This is a genomic window from Bordetella muralis (assembly GCF_965139205.1).
Classification (GTDB): Bacteria; Pseudomonadota; Gammaproteobacteria; order Burkholderiales; family Burkholderiaceae_B; genus Bordetella_A; species Bordetella_A muralis.
Map to the genome: position 1 here is coordinate 43,641 of NZ_CBCSIU010000025.1, position 13,898 is coordinate 57,538.

Genomic DNA, 13,898 nt, shown 5'->3' on the forward strand with positions numbered 1-13,898 from the left:
GTACTCAGGCCAAGGCCGCAGCTGGGGCCACAGCAGCCCCCTGGATGCCATGACGTTTCAGCGCATCCTCAACAAATCCACTGCGCTTCATCTCTTCGACAAAGCTTGCCAGCACTTTCGCAGCGGCCTCTCCTCGCCCGCGCGGCAGCCCCATCGCTTGGCGAATCGTCATAAAGCTTCCTTCAAGCAAACGCAATCCACCATGGTGGCGCGCATCCGACTCAAGCTGTTGCTTGACCCCTGCGGCCACCTCGGTCCCATCAGCCAAAAAGGTTGCCACAACCGTCGGAGAAGTCGCTGCCCGCGTGATAGACGCGTGTTTTAACTCGCGAGACAAGAACAGATCGTAGGCACTGCCTTGGCCTACCGTCACGCGATGTCCCGCGCGATCGACTTCGTCCATGTGCTGCAACGGCGAGTCATCACGGACCAGATAGGCCCCCTCAATCAGCACATAGGCATCGGTAAAACATATCCCTGCCGCACGTTTCGGATCGATGGCGAAAAAACCGATATCGGCTCGTTCTTGTGTCACCGTGTCCACCGACTTGCCAGCGCTATCAAGCACCACCAGCTCCAGCTCCACACCGAGGCGCCGGGCAAAAGCATCCGCGAGGTCTACAGACACACCGGCCGGTTCACCCGCCGCATTTCGATTCGCGAGAATGGGATTACCGAGATTGATAGATGCTCGTAAACGGCCAGTAGGGGTGAAGGAAGAAACGACATTCGGATCAATAGTCATAGAGAAAATTGCCAAGTGATAATTCAAACGGAAAATCGTTGTAGTCGCGGCTGACAGCAAAGATCGATCTGCATAGGCTCCAGATCATCACCGAACCACGCGTTAATGGCCGCGTGGCGTTCGCTCACGTATTCGGGCAAGCCCTGATCATTCAAAACCATTCCCACATCATGCCCCGGGACGAGCAACGTATTAGGCCGACGGCGCCACAGCGCCCAGATCTGTTCCACGCTTGCCTGACTCGCAGCGACGTCCCCTGTATCCACGACACGGCCGGATATCAACTCCGCGCGATTCTTTGCCGCGTCTCCGGTAAACAGCACGGGCTGGCGTTCGTCGTCCATATAAAACAGGAGGTGGCCCGGCGTATGTCCCGGCGCGGCGATGGCTGTAATACCGGGAATAAACATTTCGTTATGACGCAGACGCTTGACGCGGGCCAACTGCGTCAGCTCTCGTACATACAGCTCGGGCAAGGGATTGAAACCGGGAGGTTGTTTTGATGCCCAGTCGAGTTCCAGTTCCCCTATCCAAACGGTGGCATTGGGGAAAAGCGTGAAATTCACGGCATGATCGTAATGGGCGTGCGTCAGCACCACATCCGTGATCTCTGACGCATCGACACCACAAGCATGCAATTGCTTGTTGAGCAGATGGCGTATACCGAAAGCCCCTACATCAACCAGGATCTTGCGATCCGCTGCCCGCAATAACGTGCTGGTGCTCCAACCCAGTCCCCCGTGACAGACGGCACGCCCGGGGTATCCCTGCACAAGAATATCGATCTGATACATCGCTTACTCCGCTTTCACATGAGCATCTTGAATCAGCTGCCGATAGCGCAGCAGATCCTCGCGTATTTGCTGCGCAAACGCTTCGGGCGTCCCGGCGATGATCTCGTTGCCACCCTCGGTCTCCAGCTTGCGAACCACATCAGGATGTTTTGCAGCGCGCACGGCGGCGGCGTGCAGCTTCGCAATGATCTTGGGGCCCGTTCCGGCCGGCGCCAAGAGACCTTGAAACTGTGTCACGACGAAATCCTTGTAGCCTAACTCCTGCATCGTGGGAATGTCCGGAAGCCCTTCTGCCCGGCGAGGACCGGATACCGCGTACCCGCGCAGTTTTCCCGTACGCAGATAGGGCGTGGCAGTAACCACCGTATCAAAGGTGAAAGAGAGTTGGCCACCCAGGACATCCGTCAACGCCTGCGCATTGCCTTTGTAGGGAATGTGCGAGAGTTCGGTCTTGGTCTGCATCGCCAACAGTTCCCCGGCCAAATGTCCGCCGGCACCGATACCGGCGGAGCCATAAGTCACCTCACCGGGTTTCTCCTTTGCGGCTGCAATGAGTTCATCAAGACCGTGAATCGATGATTGCTCAGGCACGACCAGCACGTACTGGTAGCTCGCGATCTGACTGATAGGAGCAAAATCCTTGACAGGATCGTATGGCGTTTTTTTGTAAAGCGAAGGGTTGACGACGAGCGGACCGCTCGCATCGAGCAGCAAGGTATAGCCGTCCGGCGCAGACTTGGCGACCATATCGGTGCCAATCATGCCATTGGCTCCTGGCTTGTTCTCCACAACAATCGTGCCGCCGAGCTCATGAGACATCTGTGCGGCCAACACGCGCGCGGTGATATCGGCGGCACCGCCCGCGACGTAGGGCACAATCATCCGGATAGGTTTATCCGGGTAATCGGCCATGGCGGCACCGGAAGCCCCCATCAATCCCGCGATTAATGCCACGCTCAAGCACAGCCTTTTTTTCTTCATCGCCTGTCTCCTCTATACGCCGCAACACTCAGGCGGGCTGCTCACCCGCATGCTTGCGCAATAACGCCAACACCTCTGGCTCAATGGCGATACCCTCCCTTCGTTGCACGTTCAATCTGGACAGTTCAATGTCGCCGGGTTGAATGACTGGCCGCTCGGCATCTGCAGCAGGACTGTCGTGCAAAATAGAGGCGAAATCATTCATTCTGTCAGTGAGCCACTGCGTCGAGCCCAGTTTCCTGGTATCAATCAATAGAAAGAAATGCCCTAGATTCTGGGGCTCGTCCGGTGCATCTACCCATGATTTCACGTGCGTCAGATAGGCCGCCCCGGATAGCAATCCGGCAAAAAGATCCACCATCAGCGCAAGCCCGTAACCTTTATGTCCGCCGATAGGCAACAGGAAACCATCGAGCGCCTGCTTGGGATCGGTCGTCGGCCGGCCTGCGGCATCCGTCGCCCATGTGTCGGGAATCGACGTGCCGGCTTTCAGAGCATTGCGAATCTTCGCTCTGGCGACAACGCTCATGGCCATATCCAACAGGAAAGGGTTCCCTCCTGGATTGGGAACGGCAAAGCCAATCGGACTATTGCCCACGCGAGCATCCGTTCCCCCCCAAGGGGCTATGGTCGTGGTCGCGTTGCTGCCTATGATGCTGGCAAACCCGGCCTCTGCCGCGATCAAGCCATAAGGCGAAATCGGCCCGAAATGATTACTCTGCCGTGCAAACGCGATACCAACGCCACACTGCTCTGCCGCCTGCATGGCAGCCCGTAACGCATGCATTCCAACCAGAGGGCCAACGGCGTTATCTCCCGCCACCAATCGCAGCCCGGGTGCGGGGCTCGTCACGTGAATATTTGGACGGGCATTGATTCCGCGAACCTGCAGGCGTTCACCATAGGACTCGATGCGCGACAAGCCGTGTGTGGACAATCCAAACAAGTCTGCAAGCACGAGAATTCGAACCACATCCACCGCATCTTGATGAGGCAATCCCAGCCCTTCGAAGGCGCGGATGCCGAGCTCCGTTAACTGCGCTTCCGGTACAACGATCTTTTCTCGTGCTTGAGTCATGCTGAATATTCCTGGATGGTATGGTGTCTTGATTTATTCAATAGAGAGATGTGCGTCTTTCACGACCCGGCCCCACCGCAGTTCTTCTGCGTCGATAAAAGTCGCGAATTCAGCGGGCCCCGCGCCGGACGGTTCGCTCGCATCGTGGGCCAGACGGTTTCGGACAGCATCGGTGTTAAGCGCATGCACCGCCGCCTGGTGCAGTCGTTTGATAACCGGTTCAGGGGTTCCAGCTGGCGCCAAAAGGCCAAACCACTGCGAACTTTCAAAGCCTGGATACCCCTGTTCAGCAACAGTGGGCACATCAGGCAACACAGAAAGCCGAGCTGCTGATCCCACTGCCACGATTCGGATCTTGCCCGCCAGGGCATGCGGCAGCAGCCCTGGCGTTCCCGCTGCGGCAGCGTCGATATTGCCAGCCAACAAGTCGTTGACCTGTGCGCCGGTACCTCGATAAGGCACATGAACCACGTCGATCTTTGCCGCCGTTTTCAACATCTCGAATGCGAGATGCCCGGCACTGCCGTTACCTGCAGACCCGTAATTGATCTCGCCAGGTTTAGACCTCGCCAACTGAACGAACTCGGGCAAAGTCTTTGCCTGTACATTGCCGCCAACGGCGAAGACCATAGGCAGTTTGGCCAGCAAAACGATCGGAGCGAAATCGCGGCGCGGGTCGTAGTTCAGTTTCGGCATCATGGTGGGATTGACCGCCAACGTTCCCACATGTCCCAGAATCAAGGTATATCCATCCGGATTGGCCCTGGCAACCTCGGTCGTGGCAATCGTTCCCTGGCCACCGCCCTTGTTTTCCACGATGACTTGCTGTCCCAAGTCACGCGACATTTCTGCGGCAACTGCCCGCGCGACCACGTCCGAACTGCCGCCAGGCCCATAAGGGACGAGCAATCGAATAGGCCGCTCGGGCCACTCGCCCGCGTTTGCCGCCGCCGCCGCACCGATCAATAGGGAAATCCAGGCAAGCCGCGCCCATCGGCGCAGAGGGTTTCTGCGTAAAAGCATCATTGGTTTGTCTCCTCGCTCGCAGACCGTTCTCTGCGATGGGAGCTATCGTCTCCCAGGCTGCAGAATGGAGTAAAGTGCAAAAATTCGATCTATTCTTGTCCAAAACGCATGAAATTCGATCTTGCCGATCTGCGCGCTTTCTTGGCCGTTGCCGATTTAGGAAGCTTTCGAGCAGCATCCGAGGCGTTGCATCTCTCACAATCGGCGCTATCGCGACGCGCCGACAAACTGGAGGACGCGCTTGGCGTCCAACTGTTTACGAGGACCACAAGAAAAGTCGAACTGACCACGATAGGACGCGGTTTTGTTCCCAGGGCCAGGAACGTTCTGAACGAACTGGAAAATGCGTTGGTCGGCATTCAAGACGTGGCCGAGCGGCTATCGGGAATGGTGACCATCGCCTGCGTACCATCAGCTGTCGGATATTTTCTGCCAGACGTGATTCGTGAATACCATGCACGCTATCCACGTATCAGGATACGCATCATCGACGAATCCTCGTCGCAGGTATTAACGGCAGTGTCTCGTGGCGATGCCGATTTCGGCTTGACTTACATCGGTACCAACGATGCAGAGATCGAGTTCAAGCCATTGCTCGAGGAACCTTTTGTCGCAGCAGTCAGCCGCACACATCCCTTGGCCAGGCGGCGATCCGTCAATTGGGCAGACCTGGCCCATCACGCCTATATCACGCTGGCCCAAGGCAGCGGCAACCGCTTTCTGATTGACCAGGCGCTCGCGCGCAGTGAGCAGCGGCCACGCCATTTCTGTGAGGTACAACACGTACCGGCGCTGGTCAGCATGGTCGAAGCGGGCCTGGGAATCGGCGTCGTCCCGCGCCTGGCCATGCCATCCAAGGGCCATGACACCTTGGTCAGCATCACGCTGCGTAATCCCACAATCACGCGAACAATTGGACTGATACATCCCCGGGGCAAGGACCTCAACCCCGTCGCGCGGCTGCTGTACGACCTGCTGGCCGAAAGGGTGGAGTCCAGGCGTTAACCGGCAATCAAGCGCAAGGGCCACATGCCGTCCGTGCGCCACTCGATCTGCGCAATGTTGCAGGTGCTGGTGCGTCCACCCTGCCGATAGAGGTTGATCAGCCCGGAATCACCGCTGTCACCTCGATCTCTACCTTGGCCCGATCCTCGACCAGATCGGCGACCTCGACCGCACTCATCGGCGGGAAATGCCGTCCGACGATCTCTCGATAGTGCTTGCCGATCTCTGGATAGGACGCCACATATTCGCGCTTATTCTTCACATACCACGTCATGCGTACGATGTGCTCTGGCTTGCCGCCGCCTTCGGCCAATATCGCCATCACGTTCAGCAGTGCCTGCCGCACTTGTCCGGCAAAGTCATCCGTCTCGAATTGCTGCTGACCATTCCAGCCCACCTGGCCCCCGACGAACACCAGCCGGTCCCCGACCGCGACTTGCGTCATCACTCCGTTCGAATAGCCGCGCGGCGGCAGCCAGTCAGGCGGTTGCAAAATCTTCATGGAATCATCCTTTTATTAAAAACCTCGAACGCCGCCCCTATGGCTGGCGGCTTTCATCGAAGGCACGATTGCCTTGCTGCGGCGGCTCCGCGATTAAAAACTCCCGCATCCGCAGGCGCAAATCATCGGGAATCGCGGTAGACCGCATACGATCCAGATCCACCGTGACGATGGTGAGCATTGCCTTCAGCCGCACACCGCCATCTGGCCCGAAGAACGTCACTTCGGCGCTGAACGACGCGCCGCCGATACGGTGCACAACCAGTTCCTGGCGCAAGGTCTCATGCCAACGGCTCGGCGCGGAAAAATCACATTGCACCGATGCCAGCGGCGTTCCGATGCGGCGCCCGACATGCAGCGTGTGAAACGGCAGACCCATCCCTTTATCGAACCATTCCTCGACGAAATCATTGATCATCTCGAAATAGCGCGGGTAAAACACGATCCCGGCCGGGTCACAATGCCGAAAACGTACGTCGACTTCGCTGATAAAGGGCTGTCCTGACATGGCCGTCGATCCTATGGGTGAAACCTGCTCCATATCCTGTCTCAGGCTCTTTGCCTCAACGCAAAGCGTTGCAGTTTCCCGGTTTCGGTGCGCGGCAGGGCCTCCACGAACTCAATCGCACGCGGATACTTATAGGGAGCCACCGTCGCTTTTACAAAAGCCTGCAAAGCCTTTACCAGCTCGGCACTCGCTTCGTAGCCGGGTTTGAGCACCACGAACGCTTTCACGATCTGGCCGCGTTCGTCATCCGGCACGCCGACAACGCCGCACTCGGCCACGGCTTCATGATGCAGCAGCGCATCCTCGACCTCGGGTCCGGCAATGTTGTACCCCGCCGAGACGATCATGTCGTCATTGCGCGCCTGGTAAAAGAAATAGCCGTCGTCGTCTTGTACAAAGGTATCGCCCGGCAGATTCCATCCCTGCTGCACAAAGCGGCCTTGACGGTCATCTGCCAGGTAACGGCATCCCGTCGGCCCCTTGATCGCCAAACGTCCTGCGGTGCCATTAGGCACCGGCTGCATGTCTTCGTCCACGACGCAGGCCACATAGCCTGGCACGACCTTGCCTATGGCTCCCGGGCGGACCTCATCGGGCGGGCTGGAGACGAACACATGAATCATCTCGGTGCCACCGATCCCGTCGATCATCTCGATTCCGGTCGCGTTCCTCCATAGCTCACGAGTGGCATCGGGCAAGGCCTCGCCTGCAGACACGCTTTTCTTTAACGAGCTGATGTCGTATTTGCCGACCAAACCAGCCATCTGACGATAGAAGGTCGGCGCGGTGAACACGATCGTCGCGCGAAAATCCTGGATCAAGGCCATCAACGCATCGGGATTGAGTTTTTCTGCCAACGCCACACTGGCGCCTACGCGCAGCGGAAAACACAGCAGGCCGCCCAAACCGAAAGTGAACGCCAAGGGCGGCGTACCGCAGAAAATATCGTCGGGCCCGGGCTTGATGACATGGCGAGGAAACAGGTCGCACATGGCCAGCACGTCGCGATGGAAATGCATGCATCCTTTAGGCATGCCCGTCGTGCCGCTGGTAAACGCAATCAGGCACACATCATCGGCAGCCGTATCGCACACAGTGAAATCATCGGATTTGGCCTGCGCCCGCACGTCCAGCGAATTCGGCTCGCTATCATTAAACAGCACGATCTGACGGAGCGGCTCGCAATAATGCTCATGATCCTGCTGCAGGCAATGCTCAGCCTCGCCGCGCAACTGCGCGTCGCACAGCATGGCCGTCACCTGCGCTTTCTCGATGATCTGTTTCAGTTCCTTCGAGCGCAGCAACGGCATCGTCGGCACCGTGACCAGGCCGGCCTTGATGGCGGCCAGCCATGAGGCGGCCATCATCGGGTTATTCGGACCACGCAATAGCAAACGATTTCCGGGGACCAACTGCATATCTTCGGTCAATACGTGAGCGATCCGATTGCTCAGCGCTCGCAACTCGGCATACGTCATGGTCTTGAGCTGGTCGCCCTGACGCCAGCGCAGTGCAATACGGTCGCCACGTCCCGCCATCACCGCTGCATCGACGAGTTCCGCGGCGCAATTCATGCGTTCGGGATAGTTCACATCGGGGCTATCAAGCAGAAATTCGGGCCATTCCTCAGGAGGAGGCAGATGATCTCTTGCGAAAGTATCCTGATGAGCGGAGCGTTCCATGGTGTTCCCCTTGCGATGCGATGATGGGCTGCCGTTGCTAGTGGGCTAGTCTTTAAGCAGCTCTCTGGCGATGATGAGTTTTTGGACTTCCGTCGCGCCCTCGTAAATACGCAAGGCGCGGATCTCTCGATACAACTTTTCGACGGGCACGCCCGACACCACGCCGGCCCCCCCGAACATTTGCAAAGCGCGATCGATGACCGTCTGCGCCGACTCGGTAGCGGCCATCTTGGCCATCGCGGCCTCTCGTGTCGTGCGCACCCCTTTGACGTCACGCAGCCAGGCGGCGCGATACGTCAACAGCGCAGCAGAATCGATTGCCGTCGCCATGTCGCCCAGGGCCGCCTGCGTCAACTGCAAATCCGCCAGAGTCTGGCCGAACATGCGGCGCTCGCGCGCGCGTGACAAGCCCTCGTCCAACGCCCGGCGCGCAAAGCCCAACGCCGCGGCCGCCACCGATGCGCGGAAAATATCCAGCGTCATCATGGCGAGCTTGAATCCCTGCCCCGGTTCGCCCAATCGTTGCGCCACAGGAATACGGCAGTTATCGAACGTCAGTGTCGCCAACGGATGCGGCGCGATGACATCAATGCGTTCGGAAACGCTGAATCCCGGCGTGTCGGCATCCACCACAAACGCGGAGATGCCTCGCGCTCCCGGCGCCTCGCCCGTCCTGGCAAAGACGCAATAAAAGTCCGCGATGCCGCCGTTGGAAATCCAGGTCTTGGCGCCATCGAGTACATAGTGATCACCGTCGAGACGCGCCGAGCAAGACAGTGCGGCCACATCGGAGCCGGCCTCCGGCTCCGACAGCGCAAACGCAGCAATCGCCTGCCCGCTGGCCACTCTGGGCAAATAACGCTGACGCAGCGCATCTGAGCCCATCAGCGCAATCGCCCCACTGCCCAATCCCTGCATCGCCGCTGCAAAATCCGCCAATCCCTCGTGCCGTGCGAGCGTCTCGCGCAAAATGCACACCATGCGCGAGTCAACCTGAGGCAACGCGCCGCCCCAGGTATTGTCGGGCCCTGCCGGCACGCAGTAACGCAACCAGCCTGCCTGCCCCAACGCAGCGACTAATCGGCGGCACGCTTGGTCCGTATCATGATGATCGATATCGGCCAAGGCGTCGACGCACCACGCCTCGAGCTCGGCAGCCATCTCGCGATGACGGTCCTCAAAAAAAGGCCAATCCAGCCATGACGTGTCCGCCATCTCAATCCCCTTCGAAGACCGGTTTTTGCTTGGCCACGAACGCCTCATAGGCCCGATGAAAATCGCGCGTCTGCATGCAGATGGCCTGGGCTTCGGCTTCCGCCTCGATCGCCTCGTCCACGCCCATGTTCCATTCCTGATGCAGCAGTTTTTTCGTCATGCCATGCGCAAACGTCGGGCCGGCGGCCAACTGCGCGGCCAGCGTCTGCGCCGCCGTCAACACCTGCGCACTATCATGCAGGCTATTGAAGAACCCCCATTGCGAACCTTCCTCAGCGTTCATGGAACGTCCGGTATAGAGCAGCTCGGATGCGCGCCCCTGGCCGATCATCCGAGGCAGCAACGTGCATGCCCCCATGTCCGCCCCGGCCAGCCCTACCCGCGTGAACAGGAACGCGGTCTTCGCCACCGGCGTCCCCAGACGCATATCCGATGCCAAGGCGATCATTGCCCCCGCACCTGCACATACACCGTCCACAGCCGCCACAATCGGCTGCGGGCACGCCCGCATCGCCTTGACCAGATCGCCCGTCATCCGGGTGAAATCCAACAGCTCGGGCATACTCATTTTGGTCAACGGCCCGATGATCTCGTGTACGTCGCCGCCCGAGCAGAAATTGCCGCCAGCCCCGGTCACCACGACCACTTTGATATCCGTGGCATAGCACAGACTACGAAACAGATCCCGCAGTTCGGCATACGAGTCAAACGTCAACGGATTCTTGCGTTCGGGGCGATTCAAGGTGATCGTCGCAACCTTGCCATCCGCTGACACCTCCCACAGGAAAGTCCGCGCCGCATAGTTTGCATACGGACGGCGATGATGTTTCATGGTGTGCTCTGTGGATGCTTCGGTCATGATGTCTCCTGCTGATCCGCGACGTGCCGCTGGGATCGAAATAAGGTTGAAAATTTCAGCCTGGCATGACTTCGCCGCCATCGACGGCAATGGCCTGGCCATTGATGGATGACGATGACGGCAGGGCCAGCCAGGCGACCGTCTCGGCAACCTCTGCGGGTTGCACCAGACGGCCCTGGGGATTGCGGGCAGCCAGCTCGTCACGCGCGGCGTCAGCCGAGCGGCCGGTCTTGCTGACAATATTGCTCACGGCATCGCGCACGATGTCGGTCTCGGTAAAACCCGGGCAAACCGCGTTGACAGTAATGCCCTTGCGCGCCAATTCCAGCGCTAATGCACGAGTCAGTCCGACCACACCATGCTTGGCTGCACAATAGGCACTGACGTAGGGATAGCCGATCAAGCCTGCCGTGCTGGCGACATTGATGATTCGTCCCCATCCGGCGGCCAACATGCCTGGCAGCGCGGCCTGCGTGCAGTGATAGGTGCCGGTCAAGTTCACCGCCAACATGGACTGCCATGTTGCTGCGTCGGTGCGATCGAATCGCTGACTGACCGCCTGGCCTGCATTGTTGACCAGAATATCCACGGCACCGCCATACTGTGCGGCCTGTTCGAAGGCGGTTCGCACTGAGGCTTCGTCGGCAATATCAGCGACTACGGCATGGACCTTGCCGTGTTTGCTCAAGGCAGTCACGGCGGCATCCAGCGCTGCCCGGTCACGCCCCAGCAAGGTCAGCGTTGCGCCACGTTGCTGCAAGGCCTGCGCGCAGGCCAGGCCTATGCCGCGTGCACCACCCGTCACCAGGGCATGGCGGCCATCCAATACGCCGATAGACGTGTTCATTTCGCATCCAATTGCGCCATCAGTGCGGCGCGTTCAAAGTTGGTTTCGAGTTGGCGCTTGCCTGCCGCATACTGTTTCGGCCACGCCGTATCACGGTAACCGACGCGCGCGGCCTCTCGCAATGTCCATGCCGCATCGGCCAGATGCGGGCGAGCCAGCGCGCACAGATCCGCACGGCCCGAGGCAATGATGCCGTTGACATGATCGGCCTCGAAAATCGCGCCGACTGCGATTGTGGGGATGCCCGCCTCGTTACGCACCCGATCCGCAAAGGGAGTCTGATACATGCGGCCGTATACCGGATGTTGATCCGGGCTGACCTGGCCCGACGAGCAATCGATCATGTCTGCGCCTGCCGCCTTGAAGTGTCGCGCGATCGCTACCGCATCGTCCGCGGTGATCCCTCCTTCCACCCAATCGTGGGCGGAAATACGCACGGATATTGGCAAATCCTGAGGCCACACTTCGCGCACCGCGTTAAATACCTCCAACGGATAGCGCAATCGATTTTCCAGGCTGCCGCCGTACTCATCATCGCGCTGGTTGGTCAAAGGCGAAATAAAGCTGGACAGCAAATAACCGTGGGCGCAGTGCAATTCCAGCCAATCGAACCCGGCCTGCGCCGCACGGCGCGCCGATGCCACGAAATCATCGCGCACGCGGTCCATATCCTCACGCGTCATTGCTCGCGGCGTTTGAGAAATGCCCGGCAAATAAGGCAATGCGGAGGCCGACAACAGTGGCCAGTTGCCGTCTGGCAACGGATGATCCATCTGCTGCCAGCCTAACTGCGTAGAGCCTTTGCGGCCCGCATGGCCAAGCTGCATGCCGATACGCGCATCGCTGTTGGCGTGCACGAAATCCACGATACGGCCAAACGCCTGCGCCTGCTCGTCGTTCCATAGTCCCGGACATCCCGGTGTGATGCGTGCATCGGGCGAAGGGCATGTCATCTCGACCATGACCAGGCCTGCGCCGCCCATCGCGCGGGCACCCAGATGCACCAGGTGGAATTCGCCGGGAACGCCATCCACGCATGAATACATGGCCATTGGAGAGACGACAATGCGGTTCTTCAGCGTCGTACCGCGCACGCGATACGGCGTCAGCATCGGCAAAGGCGCGGCGGTGGCAGAAACGTTGTCCAATGCAGCGTCGGCCTGAGGAGCTGCAGTCGCAGTGCCAGAGGCGCGCGTTGCGTTTTTCAGGCCCGCTGCCTCAGTGACATCGCCCACCTGCATTGCTGCGCGCTGGGCCAGACGGCTCTCGTAGCCATTTAACCAGGCAGGATCGCGCAAGCGCAGATTTTCGTGCGAGATCCGTTGCGAACGCGTCAACAGCGAATATGCAAACTGCTCGGGGTCCAGGTCCGCATAACGCTGCACGTTTTCAAACCATTCGGTGGAGTTGCGGGCAGCGTTTTGAATCTTCAGCACCTCGACGCTACGCACGTCTTCGTAATGTTGCAGGCCCTGCTCCAGCCCGCCCTCTGCGCCTCCCAGGCAGCGCGCCAACTCAATCGCGTCCTCTAACGCCAATTTGGTGCCCGACCCGATCGAGAAATGCGCGGTATGTGCGGCGTCGCCCATCAGCACCACCGGCACGCGGCGCTGGCCGCGAGGCGTATCAAGCGTATTCCATTGGACCCAGGTGTTGCAGATCACTCGCGGAAAGCGAATCCAGATCGCCGCACCGCGCAAATGCGCTGCATTGCTGATCAATTTATGCCCGTCCAGCCAGGGCGCAAACAGCTTTTCGCAGAATGCTATGCCTTCCTCTTGGCTCATCTCGCCTATCCCGGCGGCCTGCCAGGTTTCCTCGGGCGTCTCGACGATGAACGTCGACAGTCCGTCCTCGAACCGATAGGCATGCGCTTGGAACCAGCCGTGTTCCGTTTGCACGAAGGCAAAAGTAAACGCGTCAAAGACTTTGGTCGTTCCCAGCCACACGAACCGGCAACGGCGCGTGTCGATATCCGGCTTGAACGTGTCTGCGTAGCGGGTGCGCACGACGCTATTCAACCCATCGGAGGCGATCACCAGATCGGCGTCGTATTGCTGCGCCGCGGCTTGGTCATCCTGCACGAACGTTTCGAATACCAGCTTTACGCCGACGTCTTCGCAGCGCTGTTGCAGGATATTCAACAATTTCTTTCGACCAATCCCAATAAATCCGTGCCCGCTGGTACGGATGCTCTGTCCCTGGAAATTGATCTCGATGTCGTCCCAATGATTGAACGCATCGCCAATCGTCTGCGCCGACACGGGATCGGCCTGCCGGAGGTTATCCATGGTGGCGTCGGAAAACACCACGCCCCAGCCAAACGTGTCATACGGCCGGTTACGTTCAATCACTGTCACTTCGTTGGCAGGGTTCTGCAATTTCATGAGCAACCCGAAATACAGGCCCGCGGGGCCGCCCCCTAGGCAGACAATCTTCATGACACATGACTCCGTGAAACGGCTCTCTGCCAGGGGGGTACTGCTATTTCCTGGCGATTAATTAGTTTAGGTTTCAACTATATAGCTGGGGAGGGTTTCGTGCAAGGGGCTTTTGCTTGCGGGTTTTCGTTAGTGATGGAGGGTTTTAGTGCTATTGGACGTCGATGCGGGGCAGTGGCTGCGTGGGGGCTTCACGTGGCCGGTCCGGCGCCCTG

At 59.1% G+C, this 13,898-nt stretch carries 13 protein-coding genes; 1 reads left to right on the forward strand and 12 read right to left on the reverse strand.

Going from position 1 to position 13,898, the window contains the following annotated elements:
- Positions 1-4 precede the first annotated feature (4 nt).
- The 5 genes from ACNA0I_RS23515 to ACNA0I_RS23535 are packed head-to-tail and all read right to left on the reverse strand — an operon-like array spanning position 5 to position 4,624.
- Entirely contained in the window at positions 5-745 is a 741-nt protein-coding gene (locus ACNA0I_RS23515) for an ABC transporter substrate-binding protein (RefSeq protein WP_415808445.1), read from the reverse strand.
- A gap of 23 nt (positions 746-768) precedes the next feature.
- Positions 769-1,539 carry an MBL fold metallo-hydrolase gene (locus tag ACNA0I_RS23520; RefSeq protein ID WP_415808446.1) on the reverse strand — a complete coding sequence of 257 codons (771 nt, stop codon included), beginning with the start codon at positions 1,537-1,539 and terminating at the stop codon, positions 769-771.
- A gap of 3 nt (positions 1,540-1,542) precedes the next feature.
- Positions 1,543-2,520 (reverse strand): Bug family tripartite tricarboxylate transporter substrate binding protein, encoded by a 978-nt coding sequence (locus ACNA0I_RS23525; protein WP_415808447.1) that lies wholly within the window; start codon positions 2,518-2,520, stop codon positions 1,543-1,545.
- Positions 2,521-2,548: 28 nt separating this feature from the next.
- Positions 2,549-3,598, reverse strand: a complete 1,050-nt coding sequence (locus ACNA0I_RS23530; RefSeq protein ID WP_415808448.1) for an Ldh family oxidoreductase — start codon at positions 3,596-3,598, stop codon at positions 2,549-2,551.
- A 33-nt stretch (positions 3,599-3,631) separates the two neighbouring features.
- Positions 3,632-4,624, reverse strand: coding sequence for a Bug family tripartite tricarboxylate transporter substrate binding protein (locus ACNA0I_RS23535; RefSeq protein ID WP_415808449.1), 993 nt, complete (start codon positions 4,622-4,624; stop codon positions 3,632-3,634).
- Between the two features lie 108 nt (positions 4,625-4,732).
- Between ACNA0I_RS23535 and ACNA0I_RS23540 the strand changes: the two genes are divergently transcribed.
- Positions 4,733-5,629, forward strand: coding sequence for a LysR family transcriptional regulator (locus ACNA0I_RS23540; RefSeq protein WP_415808450.1), 897 nt, complete (start codon positions 4,733-4,735; stop codon positions 5,627-5,629).
- A 97-nt stretch (positions 5,630-5,726) separates the two neighbouring features.
- Here the strand turns inward: ACNA0I_RS23540 and ACNA0I_RS23545 are convergent, their stop codons facing one another.
- Genes ACNA0I_RS23545 through ACNA0I_RS23575 form a run of 7 tightly spaced genes read right to left on the reverse strand, consistent with a single transcriptional unit; the run spans position 5,727 to position 13,683 of the window.
- On the reverse strand, positions 5,727-6,131 hold the full coding sequence (locus ACNA0I_RS23545; protein ID WP_415808451.1) for a RidA family protein: 405 nt from the start codon (positions 6,129-6,131) through the stop codon (positions 5,727-5,729).
- A 37-nt stretch (positions 6,132-6,168) separates the two neighbouring features.
- Positions 6,169-6,639 (reverse strand): acyl-CoA thioesterase, encoded by a 471-nt coding sequence (locus ACNA0I_RS23550; RefSeq protein WP_415808452.1) that lies wholly within the window; start codon positions 6,637-6,639, stop codon positions 6,169-6,171.
- A 41-nt stretch (positions 6,640-6,680) separates the two neighbouring features.
- The gene (locus ACNA0I_RS23555; RefSeq protein ID WP_415808453.1) at positions 6,681-8,321 is read right to left on the reverse strand and encodes an AMP-binding protein; all 1,641 of its coding nucleotides are present in this window, start codon (positions 8,319-8,321) and stop codon (positions 6,681-6,683) included.
- A 45-nt stretch (positions 8,322-8,366) separates the two neighbouring features.
- Positions 8,367-9,536, reverse strand: coding sequence for an acyl-CoA dehydrogenase family protein (locus ACNA0I_RS23560; protein ID WP_415808454.1), 1,170 nt, complete (start codon positions 9,534-9,536; stop codon positions 8,367-8,369).
- Between the two features lies 1 nt (position 9,537).
- Positions 9,538-10,395, reverse strand: coding sequence for an enoyl-CoA hydratase family protein (locus ACNA0I_RS23565; RefSeq protein ID WP_415808455.1), 858 nt, complete (start codon positions 10,393-10,395; stop codon positions 9,538-9,540).
- Positions 10,396-10,450: 55 nt separating this feature from the next.
- The gene (locus ACNA0I_RS23570) at positions 10,451-11,242 is read right to left on the reverse strand and encodes an SDR family NAD(P)-dependent oxidoreductase (protein WP_415808456.1); all 792 of its coding nucleotides are present in this window, start codon (positions 11,240-11,242) and stop codon (positions 10,451-10,453) included.
- Complete coding sequence (locus tag ACNA0I_RS23575) at positions 11,239-13,683, reverse strand: bifunctional salicylyl-CoA 5-hydroxylase/oxidoreductase (protein WP_415808457.1); 2,445 nt, start codon at positions 13,681-13,683, stop codon at positions 11,239-11,241. The genes ACNA0I_RS23570 and ACNA0I_RS23575 overlap by 4 nt, the downstream gene beginning before the upstream one ends.
- Between the last annotated feature and the right edge of the window lie 215 nt (positions 13,684-13,898).